Source organism: Bacillus sp. LB7 (assembly GCF_030449715.1).
Lineage (GTDB): Bacteria > Bacillota > Bacilli > Bacillales > Bacillaceae > Bacillus > Bacillus paralicheniformis.
In genome coordinates this window covers 14,791-37,843 of the sequence record NZ_JASGCA010000019.1, presented here as the reverse complement: position 1 = coordinate 37,843, position 23,053 = coordinate 14,791, and the positions used below count along the sequence as shown (strand labels likewise).

Genomic DNA, 23,053 nt, shown 5'->3' with positions numbered 1-23,053 from the left:
AGTTCTGCTTTATGATCATAAAGCAGAACAATCGGAAAAAAAAGCCACTCCCTTAAATTTTAAGGGAACGGGTGCGGGTGCAGGTTCAACTGTTCTGGTGTTAACGGCTCTTCCGCAAAGCCGAGCTCCTTCGGCACCGTGAACATTCTCTCAAGTCCTTCCAGGCGGATGAAGCGCTGTCCGAATGTCATCGGAATCAGGCCCGGGATAAGCACTTTCACACAGTATAGTCCGTTCCGTTTGATAACAGGTGAAGTCTGGTCAACGACGATCACTTCAAGGTCGAGACTTCGGAAAGCTTCAAGCAGGTCGCAGAGATCTTCGGTTAAATCAAGGTGTTTCTTTCTTTTTTTAAAGGCATCGTCGAATGTTTGCAGAGGCCGGCTTTGATTCAGCAAAAAACGGAGGCGCTCTTCAGCTTCGGGCAGTCCGTACATGAAGCTGTGATCCTCCATTTCCTGCACTAAAGCAGGATTGCGGAGCATCTGCTGATATTTGCTCCTTTCAGATTCAAATTTGCGGTCGTGCTTCAACATCATGCCTGCCAGCTCATGAAGGGCGCTTTTCACCGCTTTTACGGGATCGGGGTGGGCGCCTGCGGAACAAAGCAGATTCAATCCTTCCCGTTTTCTGTTTTTGGCGATCGCCCAAATGCTTGGAATACCGTACTCCATCGTTGAATTAAAGACATGCAGATCATATCCCGCCACACTTCGCACCCTCTCTGTCATGAGGCGTAATTCCGGATCTCCTGAAGAGTCGAGATCCAGCTGCCGAAGTGGAAGCCTGGTGTACCAGGCAAGCAAAAATGAATCGCGCTCAGCCGCTTCTAATATGCCGTGGAAAATCGCTTCCTCCAAACTCCCTCCGAGTGCACAGCCGTTCGATGTTTCATAGACGAAGCTGTCTTCGCGCCCCAGGCTGTAATAGGCGAGCGATTCCGGAACGAGAAGCGGCCGTTTCTGCATAAATGAATAGCCCCATACCCAACGGAGCGGGCGGGCCGGGTGAAATGGCTGGAAAGGAAAATCGGGATGCATGTATTGTTCGGCTTGATGGAGCCCGACTTTTGCCGGATCGAGCGCACGATCCTTTACATTTTCGTAGGTGTCATGTACGACCGTCCGTTTGCCGCGCGGTTCAATTCCGGAATAGCGTTCCAAACCTTCTAAAATGGCGGTTAATTCGCTGTCTTCATACGAATGACTCCGTCCTCCGACACCTTCATTTCCCGTCCATAAAGGCATATTGACGATCATATCGGCGAACGGCAGAATCGCGTCATAAATTTTGGCGTTGAATATCCCCGTTCTATGATCCAGATAGTCTTTTGCGAGCGTTTGTTTTAAATCGTCCGTGTTTCGCACGCGAAAGTTGTCCGGGTTCGTTTTCAGGCTGGGCCGAAGCGATATTCGCGCGGATTCCGCTCCGTCTTCTGGCAGACTGCCGCATATAGGGCATGTCGGTTCCGGGATGAAAGCGTGGAGCGAACTTTCTAACGTTTTCAAATTGACGAAGTAAAGGTTTTTTTTCAATCGGCCGCGCCCGCCGTTCATGATGTTGTCGACTTCTGTGCAGATCAGGCTGACCATCTGGCGGCAGCCGGTCTTTGAAACCCACGGATCGCGGCTTATACCATTGCTTTTTTGTTCCAGTTCAAGCGTCTCTCTGCTGTCGGGGCCGGAGATATACCGCCTCATATCGGCGCATTGGGAACATCCTGACGCTGACGGATTAACGAGCGGCCCGATGACCCCTTCGCCAAAAGATGCAAACCCGCGAAGCCACGGAATCCCTGCCGCCCTTAGCACCTTTTCGGCCTCGCGATATAATAAAGGCCGCCAAGCATCGTGCAGCACAAGAGCGAACGCAGTCTCCTCCGGTATGCTGTTCTCAAAATCAGACCTTCGGATCACGTTATATTCAGCAGATAATTGTTGTGATGCGCCTTCTGCCAACAATCCTTCACCAACGACCAAAATGCAGCGGTTCATCAAGGTTCCTCCTTTCGCAACTGCACGCAGTAAATACCTGCTAGTTTTTCTTTTGAAAATGGTTCAGCAGGCAGCTCATAGACATAAAGCTGCAAGCCGCAGTTGTTTTTCAAGGCGGAAAGCAGTGTTTGTTGCAAAGCAGCGGAAACGGGGATCGCGAGCTTCAGGTCACTAGGTTCCAGCAGAACATCCGCGTTTGTCAAAGGATCTTTGTCTGTCAGCGCCCGTTCGAGCGCTTTTCTGAGAGCCAACGTGATGTTGAGTCCCGAACTTCCGTACCAGCGGCCGCGAATTCCCGCCCATGCGACAGGGAAGCCTTCTATGTTTTTTCCTAAACCGATTTCCGGTTTGCCGTACAAGACTGTCAGTGCTTCTAAATAAAATGAGGAGTGCCGGTCTTCCATCCCGCCCAGCTGAATGAGGGAAATTGTTTCTTTTCCGCTCTTTATCCGTTCTAGCAACCGGTGCTCCAAGCATTTCTCCAATCCCCTTAATACGCCTTCAGCCAGCGTTTCCCCGGCGGCGATCGCGAACAACCCCCCGTTATTCGGATAAGAACGGTTCAACCTTGATGCATACATTTCAATACCCGTCAGCCCGGCTTCCCGCCGCGCCTCTTGATGGGTCAAACCGACCGACACCGTCTTGGGCAAAAGCTCCGCAGGTCCGGAAGAGAGCGGGTCTGCTGTCTGAACAAAGCATTGTGCTAAAGGAAGCTGCCGCAAATGTTTTTCTTCCCACAGATGAAAAATGCCTGTTACGGGTGAGGTCAGTTCACTGAAACATTGAAATAACCTGCTTTCTGCTTCTCTTCCGGGGCGCTCCGAAAGTTTCGCTTCAAGGTCGCAGATGAGTTCAGGCGAATCCTTGCCGCAAGCGAAGTCCGGATGCGGAAGAAACATATGCCAGCCGCCTTCGAGCGTTGCCAAATCAATCAGATACACTTGATTCTTCTTAGATAATGGTGCAATCTCAGCAGTTGCTTTCATCAATTCGAACACAATAACGTTTGCCAGCATGTCTTTCCCTGCCGAAGGAAAAGTTCGAAGAGCCCGCTCTTCATGGAGCGCAGACCGATGGAGGCGCCTCCAGGCATCCTCCAGGCATCCGTCTCCTTGTTGATGAAAGACAGGGCCTGCCAGTCCGATTTGTTTCAGGCAGATGCAGGGTATGAAGCCTTTGTTCTCTTCGAAGCAAAACGTTTGAAGAGCGCGGAGCTCATCTGTGAAGCCGAGGTCAGAGGCATATAAAACCCAATCGGCAGATCGCACTTCTTCCCGCCAATGTTGCGTTTCGGCACAGCCAATCTCCAGTCCGCTTTCTGTTTGCCCTGATATTTCTGCCAGTTCGTCTAAAGCATGCCCGGATGCATCCGTCACGATCGCACGGATTCTTGAAAAACCGGAATCGATCAGCGACCGGACCAATTTTGTGAGAAAGGAGCCGGTCCCTATAGCCGATATTTTGGTTTGACGCGACAGCTGAAAGCGGTAAGCGCCGGAATCGGCAAAGCTTTCAATAAATTCGATTTGGGCTTCAAACGTTTGAAGCACTGAGCTTTCCAGTTTGTGCGGGTGATCCCGGGTTACGTCGCGAACGAACCCGTTTTTATAAAGCATTTCTCCGATTTCATATACTCTTTTTCGGTACGGAGCCTGCAGCCCTTTTGTCAAGTCTTCAAGCGAATGTTCCCCGTTGAACATCGGCAGAAGTTTTTCGATCCATTGAGCAATCGAAGATCCTTTTATGCGAAACGACCCGGAGTTATTTCTAAAATATACGCCGCCGTTCGGATCAGGAAGAAACCATGTATCCTTGTTTACTTTCAGGCGAGCGGAAGCAGTCAGGTGTGTCATGCTCTTCCTCCTTCCATGTTGTAAAAACAAGACATACCATTATATGTAATTTCATTTGTCCTTTATGCAATAGAAGACCCCTGCGGCAAAAGAGGCAGGGGAAGTCTTCTTTTTTATAAAAAAAACTACATGCCTCCGCGCCAACAGCTCCCACAGCAATGGCCCGCGCAGCTCCAACAACTGTGACCCATGCAGCTCCAGCAGCTGTGGCCCATGCAGCTCCAACAGCTGTGGCCCGCACAGCTCCAACAGCTGTGACCCATGCAGCTCCAACAGCTGTGACCCATGCAGCTCCAACAGCTGGCACAGCTTCCACAGCTCCAGCAGCTTGCGCAGTGTTTAACATTGGCGTGATGGCGGCCCGCATCCCAAAGCGTCATATCGTCTGCCTGGAATTGATCCATCTCCAACGACTGCAGTTCATCATGGAATGGTTGCATTTTAATATCCCCCTTCATCGGTAAAATTTTTTGACCAAAACACAATAAAAGAAGAATGAAACATAAGCAAAGTCAGATTAAGTCAAATACCCCGGGTACTCACAAGATCAAATTATGAGGTCTGTTAGGTGGTTGTTACTAAATTGAACGCCTATTTTTCCTGTTATTGGATTTCGCTGGAGAGGGGCTTTTATTTTGCGGCAGTTTATTGATATAAAGATCGTTGGGACTGAAGAGAGGGGGGACACTAAGTAAAACCAAGAATGCGGGGCAAGGCGGAGAAAGAAATCAATTGTAAGTCATGTGGAGTGAAAGTCAAATTTCAAGGGAAACGTCTAAAGTGAAGAAAGCCTAGAGGATAAAGGTAACCATTCGGCTTAGCAGGAAAAATCAATTGGCGTTGTATATAGCAGTGGAGGATCATTCGCGGGAACAGTGCCCTTGCAGTTTTATACTGATGCAAATGCTTATGTATGACTGCAAAAACAGGTTCTTTCTACAAGTATGTTTTCATAGAGAAGGAGAGATTGCTTTGATCATAATAAATGCGGTCATAGTATTAGGAGTCTTCCTATCCATTGTGTGGGGCATGATTTATATTATGAACAGGAGAAGATCATAACATGATGAGAGGCCGGACATTTGACCGGCCTCTTTTAAAATCGTTATTTTACAATCAGCACCGGGATCTCCGATTTTGTCGATATCTTGTCGCTGACGCTGCCAAACAGGAGTTTTTTCAGGCGGTTCTGGTCGCGCGTACCCGTGATGACGAGGTCAGCTCCGATGTTTTCAGCATGTTGCAGAACTGCGTTGGCCGGGTCTCCATCCAACACCTCTATTTCCGCGTCGTACTGGTTTTCGCTCAACATGATTTTCGCTGCCGCAATCGCTTCTTCCGCGCTGTCCTCATAGATCATGGGTTCACCGGCCAAGTCTGAATCGTGGGGGACCCGGGGTGCGGCCGGGAAGCCACTGTAAAGGTACGGCGCGCCGGCAGCGGGTCTTTCGTCCGCAGCCTCTGTTCTCACTTGCCTCGGTTCATGGACATGGGCGACGGTCAATTGTGAGCCTAGCCTTTTCGAAAGGTCGATCGCTTTTTTCAGCGCTTTTTTGCTTTCCTCTTTTCCGTCAAACGCGACAATGATCCGGTCAGCTTTAAACAAATTGATCATTCCTTTCAGAATGGATTTACTTTTATATTACCCGTTTTCCCAACAAATCTAACGAAATATGAGAATATGAATCAAAAGCCCGCCATTCGCCAAAAAAACAAATTGACAATTAAAGGGCCGTACTATAAGATGGAAAATATTAATAAGATTGGAGGGTATCGTCATGTTTAGAAATATCAAAGCATCAGTTCAACAACAAAAGCACCTTAACGTGACATTTTTATACCTTCCTTACGCTCAGGGATCCGTTTCACTCTAACCATTTTCAGAAGGAAGGCGCATGTCGCGTGAACAAGCGTACATGTGCCTTTTTATATGGAAAAAGGCATGCTGGTACACAGTGTGCCTTTTTTTTTCTGAGAAAAAACATTCTGTTCCCGACGCGGAGCAGCATGTTTTTCTAATAAATCAACCGCACATAAGGAGGAATTTTTTATGCCGAGTATCAGAAAAAACGAAATCAAAGATTGTAAGGAAAAACTTGAAGGCGGCTAAAAAAGGAGAGGATATTAGATGTTTTCTGTTTTATGGAAGCTGGGCTGGTTTTTTAAAGCCTCTTGGCGGCGCTATACGATAGCGGTCGTCCTGTTGATTATTGTAAACGTATTTGAAATGTTTCCGCCGAAGCTGCTTGGCAACGCGATTGACGACATGCAGGCGGGCACTTTTTCAAAGGCCGGCATGCTCGGCTATATCGGTTTATTTCTCGCGCTTGGCGCAGTTGTTTATATCTTGTCTTATTATTGGATGTATCAGCTGTTTGGGGGAGCGAACCTGGTCGAAAAAATTCTCAGATCCAAGCTGATGGGCCATTTGCTGAAAATGACCCCGTCATTTTACGAGAAAAACCGCACAGGGGATTTGATGGCGAGGGCGACAAATGATTTAAAAGCGATTTCCATGACGGCGGGCTTCGGCATTTTGACCCTGGTCGATTCGACGCTGTATATGCTGACGATTCTGTTGACGATGGGTTTTTTGATCAGCTGGAAGCTGACGCTTGCTTCGATCATTCCGCTTCCGCTGATGGCGGCTGCCATCAGCATCTACGGGAAAAAAATTCATGAGCGTTTCACGGAAGCGCAGGATGCGTTTGGCGATTTAAATGATCGAGTGCTCGAGTCCGTGTCAGGGGTAAGGGTGATCCGGGCCTATGTGCAGGAGAAAAACGATGTCAGCCGGTTCAACAGCATGACGGCTGATGTGTACAAGAAAAATATGAAAGTCGCTTTGATCGATTCGCTGTTCGAACCGACGGTGAAGCTTTTGGTCGGGATCAGCTATTTAATCGGTCTTGGCTACGGCGCCTATCTTGTTTTCCGCAGCCAGCTGACATTGGGAGAGCTCGTCTCTTTCAACGTATACCTCGGCATGCTGATTTGGCCGATGTTTGCGATCGGCGAGCTGATCAATGTCATGCAGAGGGGAAATGCATCGCTTGACAGGGTAAATGAAACATTGGCATATGAGCCTGATGTGAGAGAACCCGCTGAACCGGAAGCGGCGGAGCCGGGCGATATTGTATTTGACGGGCTCACTTTTACGTACCCAAGTTCTGCGTCTGAAAACCTGGCCGATATTTCATTTACCGTATTAGAAGGACAAACGGTCGGAATCGTCGGAAAGACGGGAAGCGGCAAAACGACGTTAGTCAAGCAGCTGCTGAGGCAGTACCCGAAAGGAAGAGGAACGATCACCATTTCGGGCGTGCCGATTGAGCGCCTGCCGCTTGATCAGCTTCGCAGCTGGATCGGATATGTGCCTCAGGATCACGTGTTGTTTTCAAAATCGGTGAAAGATAATATTTTGTTCGGCGGACGCCTCGCCGAGGAACGCGATTTGTACGATGTCATCTCTGCAGCACATCTGAAAAAGGATATTGAGATGCTTTCAGACGGCTTGGAGACAATGGTCGGAGAGAAGGGCGTCGCTTTATCAGGGGGACAGAAACAGCGGATTTCAATTGCGAGAGCGATGATTGCGGAGCCCCATATTTTGATCTTGGATGATTCGCTGTCCGCTGTCGATGCGAAAACGGAAGCGGCGATTATTGAAAACATCCGCAGCAGGCGGAAAGGCAAAACGACCTTTATTACATCACATCGGATGTCGGCCGTCGAACACGCCGATTTCATTCTCGTCATGGAGGATGGAAGGATCGTTGAAAGAGGGACGCATCAGGAACTGATTGGCCGGAAAGGCTGGTATTTTGAACAATACGAAGCACAGCAGCTTCCTTCGGGAGAAGAAGGGGGGACTGTAGCATGACAACAGGAAAAAGGCTTTTCCAATATGCGCTTCTTTACAAGAAAATTCTCATCTGGGCGCTCGTCATGCTGACGATTGCCGTCACAGCCGAGCTGACGGGACCGATGATCGCCAAAAAGATGATCGACGATCATATTCTCGGAATTGAAAAAACGTGGTATGAAACGACAGAGAAGACGAAATATACTGTTTCCTATAAAGGAAAGGAATATATCAGGGAGGACAGGACAGACTCTTCAGCTGAAAAGCTGCAGGAAGTTCACATCTTTCAAGTCGGCATGAACTACTACTTTGTTGAGGAACCGGTTTCCTTTGACGGAGAGCGGACGGTTTCCGGAGAAGAGCTGAGAATGACGAGCGGAGACCGAACGGAAACCTACAAGGCCGATCGCCTGTCTTTGTCAGAAGTGTATGCTTTTTACGAGCCTGAAATAGGAGGGCTGATTTCACTCGTTTCTATTTATTTCGGCCTTCTCGTCTTCTCGATCTTTTTCCATTACGGCCAATTCTACCTCTTGCAGATGAGCGCAAACCGCATCATTCAAAAGATGAGGCAGGATGTATTCGCCAACATTCAAAGGCTTCCTATCCGCTATTTTGATAATTTGCCGGCAGGAAAAATCGTTGCAAGGGTGACGAATGATACCGAAGCGATCCGCGACCTGTATGTGACCGTTCTATCGACGTTTGTCACAAATATCATTTATATGGCCGGAATATTCGCCGCGCTGTTTTTCCTTGATGTCAGGCTGGCCGGCGTCTGTCTCTTGATTTTGCCTCTGATTGTCATTTGGGCGGCCGTTTATCGAAAATTCGCTTCCGGCTACAATCATAAACTCAGGTCAATCAACAGCGAGATCAACGCCAAAATGAATGAATCGATTCAAGGCATGCCGATTATTCAGGCATTCCGGCGCGGACGGGACACAAAAGAAGAATTTGAACAGCTGAACGAGAGCCACTTTCATTACCAAAATAAAATGCTGAAATTGAATTCGCTCATGTCCCACAACTTGGTCAACATTCTCAGAAATGTGATGTTCACCGCTTTAATCTGGTATTTCGGGGGAGCTGCCCTGAACGCGGAAGGAATGATTTCAATCGGCGTCCTTTATGCATTCGTTGATTACTTAAATCGTTTATTTCAGCCAATTACGGGCATTGTCAACCAGTTTGCCAAGCTTGAATTGGCGCGCGTATCATCGGAGCGGGTTTTCCGCCTGCTGGATGAGCCGGGCGTCGACGTCAAAGAGCCGGGCAGCGAAAGAGCGCTTGGGCGAGTCGTATTTGAGGATGTATCTTTTCGCTATCATGACGGTGAAGATGTGCTGAAAAACATCTCATTTGAAGCGAAGCAAGGGGAGACCGTTGCATTGGTCGGCCATACAGGCTCAGGGAAAAGCTCCATTTTGAATGTGCTTTTCCGCTTTTACGATATTGAAAAGGGCGATGTCAAAATCGACGGCAGAAGCATATACGATATGTCAAGGCAGGAAATCAGAAAGCAGATGGGCATCGTTCTTCAAGATCCTTACTTGTTTTCCGGCACGATTGCTTCAAATGTCAGCCTTGACAATGCTGATTTGACCAGAGAGCAAATAGAAGCTGCCTTGAAACAGGTCGGGGCTCTTGAAATGCTCGCCCGCCTGCCGAAAGGTCTTGACGAGCCGGTCATCGAAAAAGGAAGCACCCTTTCTTCAGGGGAAAGACAGCTGATCTCGTTTGCGCGTGCGCTGGCATATGATCCTGCTATTCTTATTTTAGACGAGGCGACGGCCCATATCGATACTGAAACAGAAGCGGTCATTCAAAAAGCGCTTGATGTCGTTAAACAAGGTCGCACGACCTTTATCATCGCCCACAGGCTGTCAACGATCAAAAACGCCGACCAGATTCTTGTGCTTGAAAAAGGCCGGATTATCGAGAGGGGAAATCATAAAGAGCTGATGAAGCAAAAAGGCCAATACTATCAAATGTATGAACTGCAAAAGGGAAAAGGAACCCTGACAGGGTAAGCCGGATCTTCACCCGGCTTTAATAAGCAAGCCCCACCCTTGCCTTGACAAACTGGTCAGACTCAAGCTGTTTGAAAAGAAAATGGGCGGTGTCGCCGGTCGATATTTCTTTTCCGCCGGCCGGCAGAACATCCTGTTCAAACCGGTATGTCTTCAATGCCGGCCCGTCAGGGAGATATGTCGGGCAGACGATCGTCCAATCCAATTCAGACTCGCGGAGCCGTTCGTACACACGGGCATGTTCTTGCGCTGCGCGCGCCGAGCGCCGTTTTGACTCGTTTGTTTCAAAGCGGTAAAGGGACGGGTTCTGCCTGGCGTTTAAAATGCCGGCGGTTCCGATGGTAATCAGCCGTTTAATCCGGTGTGCGTTCATAGCGTTTATCATATGTTCGATGGAGACGGTCAATGTATCGTCTCCATCTGTGTTTAAACAGCTGACAACGATATCGCAATTTTTTATTAAAGACTCGACGTCATGCTGGTTCCGGGCGTTCCCTGTAAGTGCTTGGCAGCATTTATCCGGAATGCGGGCGCCTTCCGTTCTCCGGACAAGTGCGTAAACGGAATGACGCCCATCCTCTTCAACAAAATTAAGAAAGGCCTGTCCGACACGGCCTGTACCTCCAAAAAGTGCAATTTTCAACATGATCACTCCCATCGGATCTATCATACGTCAGATCGTCCGGAAGAAAAAGCCCCGCGAAAACAAAAAGTTCCATGATAAGGGCGTACATTTGAGACATACTCATTCAATAGAGAAATCCCGACAAATTGAATCAATTCCCAATTGATGCTCAACATCAGCTGCATGCCGACTCCTCCTTTATATCAGCATATGAAAAAAGGAGAAGCGGGTGCGGGCTTTCATGCGCGGGCAGCCGCTCATCATTTTATTCGCGAGAATGAATGACACGTTAAAGAAGGTGCAGGATATGCACCTTCTGTTATCCATGAATATGAAGTTGTTTAAAATTGTTGACCGCCCATAGATGCTTGAGCTTGGGAAACTAAACGTTTTGTAATTTCTCCGCCGACAGAACCGTTTGCACGGGAAGTCGTGTCAGCGCCAAGGTTTACGCCGAACTCAGAAGCGATTTCGAATTTCATTTGTTCGATCGCTTGAGCTGCTCCTGGGACAACCAGTTGATTCGAAGAATTTTGATTAGCCATTTGTATCAAACTCCTTTATAAAAATGGTATGGTTGGGCTGACTGGAATTGCACCAGCTGCCGGCTTTCACCAAAAGAAAACCGCTGCCTTCTCGGCTAAAGCCCAATGTTGGTTTGTACTACGTATTATGGTGGATTCGATAAAATAAATGCATGTTTCAATCTGGTAAATGTTGAAAGGCGAAAAGGCCGGGAATGGGGCAAGCTAAGGAAAAAAGCAGGAGGATGGAGCAGATGATGTGTCCAGTGTGCAATGGCATTCTCGTCCAGCCAAGGCATTGTCCGAAGTGCGGCGGGGAAATGGCGGACGCGGGGAGAGCTACCGATTTTTTCGGTCCGTACAGTCCGTATATGGAGTTCGATTCATTTAAACAAACGCAAACCGTATGCGTTCATTTATATACTTGCCAGGATTGTACTTATGAAGAAACCGTCGAAATTGAAACGACCGAAGCATAGTCGTAGCATGCTTCGGTCATGGAGATTGTTTGAATCCGGTTATTCTTCAGAGCGGATGCGAAGCTCCGTTTCTTTATCAAAGAAGTGGGCTTTATTCATGTCAAGCGCAAGAGGAAGTGTATCGCCGGCCTGGACGTCGGTCCTTGAATCGACTCTGGCGATGAACGGCTGAGTGCCGGCCTGCGAATAAAGCATTGTTTCCGCGCCCATCAGCTCGGCTACCTCAATTTTCGCATCGATTTTTGAGTCTTTTGACGCATCAATGAAAACAGGCTCGTCATGGATATCCTCAGGCCTGATTCCCATGATGATTTCCTTGCCGGCATAGCCCTGGTTGCGCAGAACTTTCATTTTTCCTTCCGGCACGCGAATCGAAATGCCGTCAAATGTAAACATGTCTTCTTTCAGAGTGCCGGTAAAAAAGTTCATTGCAGGAGACCCGATAAAGCCGCCGACAAAGACATTTTCCGGATTTTCATAGACTTCCTTCGGCGCGCCGACCTGCTGGATGATTCCGTCTTTCATGACGACGAGCCGCGTAGCCATCGTCATCGCTTCAGTCTGGTCGTGGGTGACATAGATGGTCGTCGTCTGCAGGCGCTGATGAAGCTTTGTGATTTCGGCGCGCATTTGTACGCGCAATTTGGCGTCAAGGTTTGATAACGGCTCATCCATCAGAAACACCTTTGCGTCCCGAACGATTGCCCGGCCTAAGGCGACGCGCTGGCGCTGTCCGCCGGAAAGCGCTTTTGGCTTTCTGTCCAAATATTGTTCAAGGCCCAAAATTTTGGCCGCTTCATGGACGCGCCGTTTAATTTCATCCTTCGGAAACTTCCTCAGCTTTAAGCCGAAAGCCATATTGTCATAGACATTCATGTGCGGATAAAGGGCATAGTTTTGGAATACCATCGCAATGTCGCGGTCCTTGGGAGCGACATCATTCATCCGTTTGCCGTCGATTGTGAATTCGCCATCCGTAATTTCCTCAAGGCCTGCGATCATTCTGAGCGTTGTCGACTTGCCGCAGCCTGAAGGTCCGACAAAGACGATAAATTCCTTATCATCGATATGAAGATTAAAATTGTCCACAGCCGTGACTTTATTGTCATACACTTTGTATATCTGATCGAGCACGAGTTCCGCCATTTTTTCTCCCCCTCTTTTATGTAAACGCTTTATCTGATTTTAGTTTATAAAAAACGGCAGGGCGGTGTAAATGGACATGGTGCACAATTTCTTTTCGTGCAAGTTGCTAAAGCCGCTAAAGGAGATGCATCATCAAATAAACAGCGGCTGCTTCTTCAAACTGTCTGATGTCGATCGCCGTCCGTTCGATGAATTTATCAATTCTGTACTGCAGGCTGTTTCGATGGATAAACAAACGTTTCGCTGTGAGAGAGGCATTCAGGTTGCATCTCATATACGTTTTGATGGTCAGGGATGTCTCAGGATCAGACAGCGCCTCTCTTACGGCGTCCGAAAACGAAGAAGCATGAACCCGCTCCGGTTTTGCCGTCAAAAAAGACGGGAGGCACTGGCAAAACGTGGCGACGTTTCCGATGTCACCCGCTTCCAGCATATAATGAAACATTTGTTTTTCAAAGCGGATTTTACCTTGAAGCGATCCGTTGACTGGATGAAGCTGGCCGCTGAAAAACACGGGGTTTGCCATGAAATCGCTTGTCAGTGCATGCGCAAGCTCGGACAGCTCTTTTTTTGCGAGAAACGGCGAGGGATTTTCGTGGACGATAACGGCTTCATGCCGGTCGTACCACACAACAAGCGGGTCTTTAAAAAAGCCGCTGACCGCTTCTTTGATCGCCTGTCTTTCTTCAGGGACATGCTCCATTTTAAAAAAATGGCCTTGCATCAGCTGAATGTTCCCCGGGTTTTGAAGGGGGACATCGCGAAAGAAATATTCATGCCATTCTGTCTCCCGCTTTGTCAGCTGCTGTGCGGGATGCGGTTCTGAAAAAGGCCGGAACAGGCAATGGAGCAGCTCTTTTTCCCGGTCGGTGACCGCGCTTTTCAAAACGCCGAAGGTTTCGCCTTCGTCGGTTTGAAACCATATTGCATCGTGTTTTGAAACAGCCTCCGATACAACCATTCGTTCACCGTAAAGCGTCTTTAATTTCTCCAGCATACGACAACGTCCTTTTCTTTATTCGTAAATATGAAAGAGCATTAATTCGTGAATTTCGCTTTTCAGGGAAGGTTCGTCATCGTGCGGGGGATAGGTGCTGCCCCACTCGATTTCCCCTGATTTATGATAGATTCCTTCATAGTGAATCCCTTTATGATAAAACGATATTTTCCAGCCGGGAAGCCTTTCTTTTTTAAACAGCGGCTTCCATTGAAAATGAGAAATCATAAACGCCACGCTCCTTCATTGATTTCAGGTGGGCAAAATCCAGCGAGCTGACTACACGTTGATTTGTTATCATTGTATCTCATTCACAGAAAAGATCATAGATTCTTTTCAAATGGAGCTTTTCAAAAAAATACCGTGAAGAAGCGGGTTCTTCACGGCTTGAGGTCATGCCACATGTCCTCCGGATTAAGGATGGACTGTTCAGTTAAATAAGAAGCATATTCGAAGCTTCTTTTCTTCGTTAAGCGGCTGACAGATGCCAGACGGGGATGGGAGAAGATCCCCCTGCCGGGCCGGGAGTTGGCTTCAAACAGCCACACCTTTCCCGAACGGTCCAATCCGAGGTCAAAGCCGATTTCCCCGATGAAACCGTCAAGCTTTTCGTCAAGGACCCGGCTGAGGAGGAGCGCCGCTTTTGTCAGCTTTTGCAGAATGTGAAGCCTTTCCTGAGGATCATCATAAATCTCTGCGAGCGTTTTGATGACGCCGCCGCTCGACACGTGGGTTGTAATTCCGTCCTTTCCAGCGATTTTGGCCGCGATGGCTGTGACGGTCCAGTGGCCTTTTCCGTTTTTGTTTGTATGAACCCTGAAGTCTGCCGGGTGATGATCCACTTCGATCCGTTCGATGCCCTGCTGGGCGAGATAAGAAGTATGTTTGTGCAGTCTCTGCCATTCATCTAAACATTCAGCAGCAGACGAATAAGATGTGACGCCTTCGGCATGTCTGGCGAGAATGCCGTTTTCTTCCCGTTTTGAAAGCTGGAATATGCCTTTGCCCAGACTGCCGCCGGCGGGCTTTACATAAATGAAGCCGTATTGACCGATCATGTCTTCGATTTTATCGGCATCGGGCTCCAATGCCGAAAATGGAAGCAATTCCGCTGTCCTCTCATCTTGCTGCAGACATTCATAGATCTCCCATTTGTTAAAGAAGCCCGGATTGAACCAGGGAATGCGATATTCATCCATAAGGCGGGTTTTTGTTTCCCGCAGAGCGGCGGATTCTTCGGCTTTGCGGTTCGGCAGTCTGTCGTAAACGACATTGGGAAGGGGGACTGTGGCCTCCTCCCAGCCGTTTTCCCTGAAAATGAGAGCCTGCACCGTGCCTTCTTCCCAATTTATCTGGTGCGCTCCGAACAGATAGCTGTAGCCTCCTGCCGGGAGATCCATCGTCAAAAGCTTCGAAAAAAATAAAGACCTCCCTCTGACAGGATCCAGCTGCGATTTTATGAAACCGGCCGTGAAAATTCCGATTAAAGGTCCGATATAGACGGTATTGTCGCGAAAAATCAGGGAGGCTTTGCCGCGGTACGGAATCCGCAGGTTTTTGTACAGATTTTCAGATAATAAAACAGTGCGCTTCAAATGGCTGTCAAATGAGACGTGGCATCGTTCAACACTTGTACCGAAAGCCGCGAATAACAAACCGTCCTGTTTGAAAGAAGCGGGCAGGAGCATTGTATTTTCGCTCGTCTGGTGGATGCCGACGGTCAGCGGTTGACCGGTCATCTTTTCTCAGCCCCTTTCGCGCCGGCTGAAGCCGTTAAGAATGAGCAGTACTCCAAAGGACCTTTATACAAAAGCTCCCTTTTTTCAGGAGAGTGCTTAATAAAAGCGTGCTTTCCGGGCTTTGAATTGACATCCAGAAGCCAGACTTTTCCGTCTTTCGTCAGGCAGATATCGAGGCCGAGCTCGAATAATGGCCCGTGATTTGATTCAAGCACCAGGGGCACGGCCTGCGCCATTGTCTCTAAATCATCGAGAAGGACGGCCTGGCGCTTTTTCGGCACGGATAACAGCCAGCTGTCAAAGCTCACCGCCTCAGAGCCCCCGGCCAGGTTTGCCAGCAGTCCGTGCTGATAGCTCCGCCTTACCGTTTTACCGGCTGTTTCCCATTCTCCATTGCCGTTTTTCTGAAGCAGCAGCCTGATATCGCACGGAAAACCGTCTTTGTCTTGAATATCGAGGAACGATTGCAGCAAATAGCGGTGCTGAAGAACTTTTTGGCACCACGTTTCAAATGAAGCCTGTTTCGAAAATGACTTCAGCTGTTTGTGTTTTCCGGTTTGGTAGGCGGCCTTCACCGTTTTTCCCGTAAGCTCGAGGTGAATGATGCCGCGGCCTCCTGATCCGGATGCAGGCTTCAAAATGCACGCTTTTTCTTTTGCAAGCTTGCGCAGGATATCCTGGGCGTTTTCTGCAATCGTTGTGGCAGGAAGGTAGGACTTGATGACGGGATCGGCTTTCAATGCTTTGTAAACCGTCCATTTGTCAGGAAGTCCGAGTCCTAAAAATGTCGTTTTAGGATACTTTTTGAGCCATTCGACAATCGGTTTTGCTTTTTTCGATTGCTGATCTCTGCCGTAAAAGCAGCGGTCATAGATCAATTCCGGGATTTCTCTTTCAATTTCATTCCACTGTCCTGACTTCGGATGAAAGGAGAGCCCTTTCACAAGCATGGAACCGGGGGAAATATCCAGGGGTGTGAACCGGATAAACCGGATTCCATAGTCCGAAGCCATTTTGGCCAGTTCTTCGGCATAGGCTTTTTCATGTTCGTGCGACAGCGACATAAATCCAAGCGTCATCATGATTATACCTCCTTCATGAAAAACAAGGCTTAACAGGCTGAGACTGTCAAACTTCGGGCAAACTTTAATATATAGACTTCTGTTTCATGATACGCTTGAGATTGCAGAAATAGGCTTTTGTAAATTGGAAATGATTAAAAATTTTAGAGCGCCCTTCATACAATTGCCATCTGACCCATTGTATTTTGAAGCGGCTTGCTCCATTCCGTTATTTGCCCGTCTTTTATTCAGCTACTATAATAACGTTAGGCAAGACGGTAATGATCGACCGTAAGGCCCACGCTGTGCAGCTAAGATGTCAGGTAAAAAGGAAGGCAGTTGAAAAGAACATGTATGTATTTGGGGTTTTTGCCGTTATGATTGCAGTCGGTGCACTTATCGGCGCTGTAACGAACCATTTTGCGATTAAAATGCTTTTTCGCCCATATAAAGCGATCTACATATTTGGAAAGCGGGTTCCTTTTACACCCGGATTAATTCCGAAAAGGCGCGATGAATTGGCGAGACAGATGGGACAGATGGTCACAGGCCATCTGCTGACAACAGAAGGGATCAAAAAAAGGCTTGCATCCGATGCGGTTAAAAGCCAGGCGGTGCAGGTTGGGGAGCGGATCTTGGCGCACCTCTCGCAATCAACGGCCACCGTTGAAGAAGCATTGGAAAGCATCGGAATGTCAAATCCCGCCCAAAAAGCGGATCGGGCGGTATCCAGATGGACGGATGAGAAGCTGTCCGCATTGTTAGAGGCGCATGAAAATGAACCGCTGAAAGAGCTTATCCCTCTTGAGGCCCAGGAAAAGCTGAAAGAGAAAATTCCAATGGTGTCCGGTTATATTTTAAGCCGGGCTGTCAGCTACTTTGAAAGCGGCGAAGGAAAGGAACGCCTCGGACATATGATTGACGATTTTTTGAAAGAACGGGGCATGCTCGGCAGCATGGTGCAGATGTTTTTAGGCAACAGCAGTCTGGTTGACCGCGTTCAGCCGGAGATTGTGAAGTTTTTAAAGAACGGCGAGACCGCGCGGCTTTTAACGGATCTTCTTGAAAACGAATGGGACAAGCTGAAAGAATATACGTTCAAGGAAGCGGATGACAAATGGAATGTCAAACCTCTCATTTTTGATTTGAAGGAAAAGCTTTTGAAACGATTCTCGCTTCAGCCGTTTTTCGAAAAAACGATCGGCTCCTCTATTTCCAGTGTTGAGCGGGATATCGCTTTGCGCCTGCCGCAGATCGCCGACCGGCTTCTCGAAGAGGCGGGCCGCCGCCTGGATCAAGTGCTCAAGCAGCTGGAGCTCGAGCAAATCGTCAAGGAACAGGTGGACAACTTCCCCGTTGAACGTCTTGAAGAAATGGTGCTGTCCATTTCCAGGCGGGAGTTCAAAATGATCACGTATTTAGGCGGCCTGCTTGGCGGAATGATCGGAGCCGTGCAAGCCATCTTTGTGATTTTGATCTGAGGCTGAAGACGGCCTGTTCAAACTGAATTATCGTATAACTGTGAAAAACGCTCCATAGTTTGTTATAGTGGAGTGGTGCCGATTCCATAAGAAGAATACAGGCAGGAAAGGAGCGGATCAGGATGACGGTCAATTTACATGACTCGGCTTATGACTTGGGGCAAGCCTTGCGACAAAGCGATGAATATTCCCGATTGAAAAATCTTTATGATGAGGTGAATGGCGACCCATCTGCTAAAAAGATGTTTGATAACTTTCGCGATATTCAAATGAACCTTCAGCAAAAACAGATGAACGGCGAAGACATCACTCAGGAAGAGGTCGAACAAGCGCAAAAATCCGTGGCGCTCGTCCAGCAGCATGATAAAATCTCGCAGCTGATGGAAGCGGAACAGCGGATGAGCATGCTGATTGCTGAATTAAACAAAATCATCATGAAGCCTTTGGAAGAGCTTTACGGAAATCCAGAGAGCTGATAAAAAATCCCCTCTTGTCAAGGCAAGAGGGGATTTTTTCACTAAGTGAACAAATAACGTTCATAAAGATTTAAAAAAAGACTTGTCAATTCGTGAAATAGTTGCGATAATACTAAATGTAAGTGCTTTCATTTTTTGCCGGGATACGATCATGAAAAACGGACTGGCGGCAAAATGATAAGGGGTATAGAGGAAATTGACAGACTGAAAGCACGTCTGCTGGTCAAATAAAGGGGTTGTCAATATACGGTGAATTGAACGAAAGGGGCGTTGAATTCACTGTTTTGAATATGAGGGAGAATCATGATCGTATCCACAAGATGCGAAGTAAAAAGTCTGTGAACACAGGCTTTTTTTAGTATGTGCATCAAGAGGGCTGTTCTAAAAAAAGGGACCGGGACATATCCTCTATAACAGATTCAGTCATCAAAGAAGGGGGACCTCCTGGTGTCAAAACAAATGCTTGCGCTGAATATAGACGGAACGCTGCTTCGGACAAACGGACGGCTTCATCCCGCAACGAAGGAAGCGATCGAATATGCAAAGAAGAAAGGTGTATATGTGACGCTTGTGACGAACAGACATTTCCGCTCCGCTCAAAAAATCGCCAAATCTTTAAAGCTGGATACGAAGCTGATTACGCACAGCGGAGCGATTATAGCGGACAAAATCGACGATCCTTTATTAGAAAAAAGGATTTCCGAAGAACAGACATTTAACCTTGTTCAAATACTGGAAAGCTATGATTGCAATATTAGAATCCTCCATGAAAAATATTCGATTGGAAACCGGAAAAAAACGAATTCAAACCTGTTGGGGAAAACGATGATTCACCCGTCTGACCCGATTTTTTATCCCGTCCAGTTTGTCGATTCGCTGAGCGACATGCTGATGGATGAACCGGTCAGCGCACCGGTGATCGAGGTTTATTGCTCAACAGGACAGTCCGACGAAATCAGGCAGACGATCACAAATGCGTTTCCTCTCGTCGACATCATTGAAGCGGGGGAAAAAATGCTGATTGTCCATAATGGGATTTCGAAAGAAGCGGGTTTGACGATGCTCGCCGCCGACCTCGGTCTAAAAATGGAAGATGTCGTTGCGATCGGCCATGAAATCGACGACCTTCCGATGATCGAACTTGCCGGACTCGGAGTCGCAATGGGCAATGCTCCTCAGGAGGTCAAACAAAAAGCGGATTGGGTGACGCGCTCCAATGATGAACAGGGCGTCGCTTATATGATTAAAGAATACTTCAGAATGCAGCAAAGCAAAGGGTTTCTTAAAAAATTCCATATTAAAAAAGTCTGATTCTTATAGAATCCCCGCTTTCAACTTGAATGCGGGGATTATTCATTCATCGCTGTCCTGTAGGAATATTGATTTTGCCCATTTATTTTTGTACACTAAAGAAAGTTTTGAAACGAAAAAGGTGATGACATTGCGCATTTATATAGAAGGGCTCCAAGATGAAAGGTTCCAGAGACCGCTGGAGCATATAGCCAACTTATTCTTTGAAGAAAGCGAAGTCGCTTTTGGCGAAGAAGCGCCGGCAGACCTTGCGATCGTTCTCGGCTACGACCGGGAAGAGAACGGCGTCAAGGCTTCGGGTATGATAAAAGATACGGACATTAGAGCGGAATATGCGAAAAACATTGACCCCAAACTGACGGAAAAGGAAGCGTTTAAGCAGGTGAAGAATACCGTTTCCTACGTTTTTTTGAGCATGCTTCAGGAGCATACCGGAATCATTCAGAAGTGGGGGATTCTCACCGGTGTTCGCCCGACAAAGCTGCTTCATAAAAAATTGGAGAGCGGCATGCCAAAGGAAGAGGCACATGCCGAGCTGAAACGGGATTATTTAATTCACGACGAAAAAATCGAACTGATGCAAAACATCATTGACCGTCAGCTGAAAGCGGTACCCGATTTGTATGAGCTGAGTCAAGAGGTCAGCATTTACATCGGCATCCCGTTCTGCCCGACGAAGTGCGCTTACTGTACGTTTCCGGCGTATGCGATCAGAGGACAAGCCGGACGGGTCGGCTCATTTTTGTGGGGGCTTCATTATGAAATGCAAAAAATCGGCGAATGGCTCAAGGAAAACGATGTCAGAATAACGACCGTGTATTTCGGCGGCGGAACGCCGACAAGCATTACCGCTGAAGAAATGGATCTATTGTATGAAGAAATGTACCGTTCATTTCCCGATGTGAAAAAAATCCGCGAGGTCACAGTTGAGGCTGGACGGCCCGATACGATCACAGAGGAAAAGCTCGCGGTCTTAAAAAAATGGAACATCGACCGAATCAGCATTAATCCGCAGTCTTACGAGAATGAAACGCTGAAAGCGATCGGACGCCACCATACCGTCGAAGAAACGATCGAAAAGTATCATCTGTCGCGAAATGCCGGCATGTCAAACATCAATATGGATTTGATCATCGGCCTTCCGGGAGAAGGGGTAAAAGAATTCAGACACTCTCTTTCCGAAACCGAAAAATTAATGCCTGAATCATTGACCGTCCACACGCTGTCATTTAAGCGCGCGTCTGAAATGACGAAAAACAAACATAAGTATAAGGTGGCTGACCGCGAGGAAATTGTCGCGATGATGGATGACGCTGTCTCGTGGACGAAACAGCACGGCTACCATCCCTACTATTTGTACAGGCAGAAAAACATTCTCGGCAACCTGGAGAATATCGGCTATTCCCTTCCCGGCCAGGAAAGCATCTATAACATCATGATTATGGAGGAAAAACAGACGATTATCGGGATCGGCTGCGGAGCTGCGAGCAAATTCGTCGATCCGGGAACGGGAAAAATCACGCATTTCTCCAACCCGAAAGACCCGAAAACGTACAATGACAGATTTGAACACTATACAAACGAAAAAATCCGCTACTTGTCTGAGCTTTTTCAGAAGGAGGCAAAAAGCGGTTCTCAACAAGAATAGAAGCTGCTGCCGGTATCGCCGGCAGTTTTTTTATTGCGGAATCAAGCCGGAATCGGCAACAAAAAAAGGTTTTGAAGGGCGAAGGTGGAATAGTTTAAACAGTATCAATTGTAAACGTATTCACGGAGGTGCAAGATGGAGTATATCAAATGGAAAGATGAAGACGGGATTTTTGAAATTGTGCTGAATCGCTCTGAGGCGTACAATGCCTTGAATGAAAAAATGCTTGAAGAACTGAATGAAGCTTTGCGTGTTGCAGAGGAAAGCGAATCGCTGCTTCTTCTTGTGAGAGGCAGCGGCAAAGGATTTTCGGCAGGCGGAGACATTAAGATGATGCTGTCTTCCGGAGATCAAGACAGCTCGGCCCGCGTCATTGACACAATTTCTGAAATTGCGGTGAAGCTTTACAGCATGCCGAAGATGACGACAGCGGCTGTCCACGGGGCGGCCGCGGGTCTGGGATTGAGCCTCGCGCTCAGCTGCGACCATGTACTGGTCGAAAAAGAAGCGAAGCTGGCGATGAATTTTATCGGCATCGGGCTTGTTCCCGACGGAGGCGGACACTTCTTTTTAGAGCGGAGAATCGGTGAAACTGCGGCCAAAGAATTGATTTGGAGCGGGAAAAAATTGACGGGGGCCGAAGCGCACGAGCTTCGGATCGCAGACGCCGTATTCAGCGGGGACTCCGGCCGTTTTGCGCGCATCTATTTTGAAAAGCTTCTGCACGCTCCGCTGGCAGCGATGATTGAGACAAAAAAGATCTATCAGGCGCTGAATGGCGGCAGGCTGCAGAAAACGCTTGAACTCGAGAAAACGGCCCAGATGAAAATGAGGCTGACAAGCGACCATCAGGAAGGGATCCGCGCATTTTTAGAAAAGCGCCAGCCGCAATTTAACCGTCAGCAAGTATAACAAGCGCAGTCGGCAGGGAATTGACCTTGGGAAATGATATGCAGAAGCAATTGAAAAAAATAAGTTTCTATAAAATGATTCATAAGACACAGGTCTGTACGAAGTCTTGGAAGGCGGGGAAATTGAAACAGAAGATTCCATCTGAATAAGTTGCTAGTAAGCTGAATGATTGGTACAACGCCATTCGGAAACATCAGATCGCCGCCAGTGAATCATAGAAAGCGGAAGGAAAATCAGGACGTCCTGCTCTGCTATTCGCTGCTTGAATTCAGGCATAAGCTGATGCTCAGCTATTTGATACCGCAAAAGACCGAAGATATTGAAAAAAATACCTCCGCGACTTAGAAGAAAAAAAGGACCAAATGAGGTTTACCCAAACTTTTATTACTGGTTTTTTAAAGGGATGTATAAGTTCAAACAAAAGCGGTTTGTCAAAGCAATCGGCTGCTATAAAACGGCTGAACAAAAAGTCAGCGCCTTGGAAGACGATGTTGAAAAAGCGGAATTTTATGATAAGCTGGCGGAAATCTACTATTATATCAGCCAGAGATATTTATCGATCAACTATGCGATGCTCGCTTCCGACATTTTTAACCGGGATTATATGCCGCTGTTGAAGAGCTGGCTTTAGACGCAGCCCAGTATTATAATCAAGTGGAGCGGCTTGAAGATGCCATTTTTTACTATGAGAAGTGCGCTCAGGCAAGACGAAAAACCAAAAGGGGAGATGCGTTGTATGAAAGCTAAACTGTTGTTCGCCATGGTGTCGCTGGCTGTTGTGTTAACGTCTTCAAGCTTTTTGGCAGATGCGGGGAAAGCCCCTTCCTTGTATGCGGACAAAATGATTACGACTGACAAGGAGGCTCGAGTTCAAGGACATGATTTCATCTGAGAATAAGCGGGCTG

23 protein-coding genes and 1 tRNA gene are annotated in these 23,053 nt (G+C 47.7%); 11 read left to right on the top strand and 13 right to left on the bottom strand.

The genetic code is table 11. The features are described 5' to 3' along the window. Nucleotides 1-59: 59 nt before the first annotated feature. From QMZ64_RS19205 to QMZ64_RS19195, 4 genes are all read right to left on the bottom strand, one after another. Entirely contained in the window at nucleotides 60-1,994 is a 1,935-nt protein-coding gene (locus tag QMZ64_RS19205) for a TOMM precursor leader peptide-binding protein (RefSeq protein WP_265627463.1), read from the bottom strand. Then, the gene (locus QMZ64_RS19200) at nucleotides 1,994-3,850 is read right to left on the bottom strand and encodes a putative thiazole-containing bacteriocin maturation protein (protein ID WP_265627462.1); all 1,857 of its coding nucleotides are present in this window, start codon (nucleotides 3,848-3,850) and stop codon (nucleotides 1,994-1,996) included. The genes QMZ64_RS19205 and QMZ64_RS19200 overlap by 1 nt, the downstream gene beginning before the upstream one ends. A 125-nt stretch (nucleotides 3,851-3,975) precedes the next feature. Continuing rightward, nucleotides 3,976-4,290 (bottom strand): heterocycloanthracin/sonorensin family bacteriocin, encoded by a 315-nt coding sequence (locus QMZ64_RS23200; protein WP_367618642.1) that lies wholly within the window; start codon nucleotides 4,288-4,290, stop codon nucleotides 3,976-3,978. A gap of 665 nt (nucleotides 4,291-4,955) precedes the next feature. Continuing rightward, nucleotides 4,956-5,456 (bottom strand): universal stress protein, encoded by a 501-nt coding sequence (locus tag QMZ64_RS19195; protein WP_243939378.1) that lies wholly within the window; start codon nucleotides 5,454-5,456, stop codon nucleotides 4,956-4,958. Nucleotides 5,457-5,978: 522 nt separating this feature from the next. Here QMZ64_RS19195 and bmrC point away from each other — a divergent pair. Together bmrC and bmrD are read left to right on the top strand one after the other, a co-directional pair. Further along, the gene (bmrC, locus tag QMZ64_RS19190; RefSeq protein ID WP_243939380.1) at nucleotides 5,979-7,733 is read left to right on the top strand and encodes a multidrug ABC transporter ATP-binding protein BmrC; all 1,755 of its coding nucleotides are present in this window, start codon (nucleotides 5,979-5,981) and stop codon (nucleotides 7,731-7,733) included. Next, complete coding sequence (gene bmrD, locus QMZ64_RS19185; protein ID WP_265627461.1) at nucleotides 7,730-9,748, top strand: multidrug resistance ABC transporter ATP-binding protein/permease BmrD; 2,019 nt, start codon at nucleotides 7,730-7,732, stop codon at nucleotides 9,746-9,748. Before bmrC ends, bmrD begins: the two co-directional genes overlap by 4 nt. Nucleotides 9,749-9,767: 19 nt before the next feature. On the opposite strand, the gene QMZ64_RS19180 is transcribed toward bmrD, so the two are convergent. The 4 genes from QMZ64_RS19180 to QMZ64_RS19165 form a co-directional block, all read right to left on the bottom strand. Beyond that, nucleotides 9,768-10,394 (bottom strand): NAD(P)-dependent oxidoreductase, encoded by a 627-nt coding sequence (locus QMZ64_RS19180; RefSeq protein WP_236808543.1) that lies wholly within the window; start codon nucleotides 10,392-10,394, stop codon nucleotides 9,768-9,770. 20 nt (nucleotides 10,395-10,414) lie between these two features. After that, complete coding sequence (locus tag QMZ64_RS19175) at nucleotides 10,415-10,558, bottom strand: hypothetical protein (protein ID WP_020450769.1); 144 nt, start codon at nucleotides 10,556-10,558, stop codon at nucleotides 10,415-10,417. 156 nt (nucleotides 10,559-10,714) lie between these two features. Beyond that, nucleotides 10,715-10,918, bottom strand: a complete 204-nt coding sequence (locus tag QMZ64_RS19170) for an alpha/beta-type small acid-soluble spore protein (RefSeq protein ID WP_020450770.1) — start codon at nucleotides 10,916-10,918, stop codon at nucleotides 10,715-10,717. 29 nt (nucleotides 10,919-10,947) lie between these two features. Then, a tRNA-OTHER gene (locus QMZ64_RS19165) sits at nucleotides 10,948-11,023 on the bottom strand. Between the two features lie 128 nt (nucleotides 11,024-11,151). Between QMZ64_RS19165 and QMZ64_RS19160 the strand changes: the two genes are divergently transcribed. Beyond that, the gene (locus QMZ64_RS19160) at nucleotides 11,152-11,376 is read left to right on the top strand and encodes a hypothetical protein (protein ID WP_065643319.1); all 225 of its coding nucleotides are present in this window, start codon (nucleotides 11,152-11,154) and stop codon (nucleotides 11,374-11,376) included. Between the two features lie 39 nt (nucleotides 11,377-11,415). Here the strand turns inward: QMZ64_RS19160 and QMZ64_RS19155 are convergent, their stop codons facing one another. The 5 genes from QMZ64_RS19155 to QMZ64_RS19135 all read right to left on the bottom strand — a co-directional run bounded on the left by QMZ64_RS19155 (nucleotide 11,416) and on the right by QMZ64_RS19135 (nucleotide 16,340). Then, a complete protein-coding gene (locus QMZ64_RS19155; RefSeq protein WP_265627460.1) occupies nucleotides 11,416-12,522 on the bottom strand; it encodes an ABC transporter ATP-binding protein in 1,107 nt (368 codons plus the stop codon). A 115-nt stretch (nucleotides 12,523-12,637) separates the two neighbouring features. After that, nucleotides 12,638-13,519 carry a helix-turn-helix domain-containing protein gene (locus QMZ64_RS19150; RefSeq protein ID WP_065643320.1) on the bottom strand — a complete coding sequence of 294 codons (882 nt, stop codon included), beginning with the start codon at nucleotides 13,517-13,519 and terminating at the stop codon, nucleotides 12,638-12,640. An 18-nt stretch (nucleotides 13,520-13,537) separates the two neighbouring features. Continuing rightward, nucleotides 13,538-13,756 (bottom strand): YheE family protein, encoded by a 219-nt coding sequence (locus QMZ64_RS19145; RefSeq protein WP_171866274.1) that lies wholly within the window; start codon nucleotides 13,754-13,756, stop codon nucleotides 13,538-13,540. A 143-nt stretch (nucleotides 13,757-13,899) separates the two neighbouring features. After that, complete coding sequence (locus QMZ64_RS19140; RefSeq protein ID WP_065643321.1) at nucleotides 13,900-15,258, bottom strand: YheC/YheD family endospore coat-associated protein; 1,359 nt, start codon at nucleotides 15,256-15,258, stop codon at nucleotides 13,900-13,902. Continuing rightward, nucleotides 15,255-16,340, bottom strand: coding sequence for a YheC/YheD family endospore coat-associated protein (locus QMZ64_RS19135; protein ID WP_065643322.1), 1,086 nt, complete (start codon nucleotides 16,338-16,340; stop codon nucleotides 15,255-15,257). Before QMZ64_RS19135 ends, QMZ64_RS19140 begins: the two co-directional genes overlap by 4 nt. 329 nt (nucleotides 16,341-16,669) lie before the next feature. Here QMZ64_RS19135 and QMZ64_RS19130 point away from each other — a divergent pair, with 329 nt between their 5' ends. The 8 genes from QMZ64_RS19130 to QMZ64_RS19100 all read left to right on the top strand — a co-directional run bounded on the left by QMZ64_RS19130 (nucleotide 16,670) and on the right by QMZ64_RS19100 (nucleotide 23,039). Beyond that, on the top strand, nucleotides 16,670-17,800 hold the full coding sequence (locus tag QMZ64_RS19130) for a DUF445 domain-containing protein (protein WP_065643323.1): 1,131 nt from the start codon (nucleotides 16,670-16,672) through the stop codon (nucleotides 17,798-17,800). 122 nt (nucleotides 17,801-17,922) lie between these two features. Beyond that, the gene (locus tag QMZ64_RS19125; RefSeq protein WP_016886435.1) at nucleotides 17,923-18,276 is read left to right on the top strand and encodes a YlbF/YmcA family competence regulator; all 354 of its coding nucleotides are present in this window, start codon (nucleotides 17,923-17,925) and stop codon (nucleotides 18,274-18,276) included. Nucleotides 18,277-18,723: 447 nt separating this feature from the next. Further along, nucleotides 18,724-19,587 carry a Cof-type HAD-IIB family hydrolase gene (locus tag QMZ64_RS19120; RefSeq protein WP_265627459.1) on the top strand — a complete coding sequence of 288 codons (864 nt, stop codon included), beginning with the start codon at nucleotides 18,724-18,726 and terminating at the stop codon, nucleotides 19,585-19,587. Between the two features lie 130 nt (nucleotides 19,588-19,717). After that, entirely contained in the window at nucleotides 19,718-21,235 is a 1,518-nt protein-coding gene (locus QMZ64_RS19115) for a coproporphyrinogen III oxidase (protein ID WP_265627458.1), read from the top strand. A 135-nt stretch (nucleotides 21,236-21,370) separates the two neighbouring features. Then, a complete protein-coding gene (locus tag QMZ64_RS19110) occupies nucleotides 21,371-22,147 on the top strand; it encodes an enoyl-CoA hydratase (protein ID WP_265627457.1) in 777 nt (258 codons plus the stop codon). 165 nt (nucleotides 22,148-22,312) lie between these two features. Then, nucleotides 22,313-22,492, top strand: coding sequence for a response regulator aspartate phosphatase (locus tag QMZ64_RS23195; protein WP_326132142.1), 180 nt, complete (start codon nucleotides 22,313-22,315; stop codon nucleotides 22,490-22,492). Between the two features lie 58 nt (nucleotides 22,493-22,550). After that, nucleotides 22,551-22,778: a hypothetical protein gene (locus tag QMZ64_RS19105; protein WP_265627456.1), complete on the top strand. Its 228-nt coding sequence runs from the start codon at nucleotides 22,551-22,553 to the stop codon at nucleotides 22,776-22,778. A gap of 105 nt (nucleotides 22,779-22,883) precedes the next feature. After that, the gene (locus tag QMZ64_RS19100; RefSeq protein WP_265627455.1) at nucleotides 22,884-23,039 is read left to right on the top strand and encodes a hypothetical protein; all 156 of its coding nucleotides are present in this window, start codon (nucleotides 22,884-22,886) and stop codon (nucleotides 23,037-23,039) included. Nucleotides 23,040-23,053: the final 14 nt, after the last annotated feature.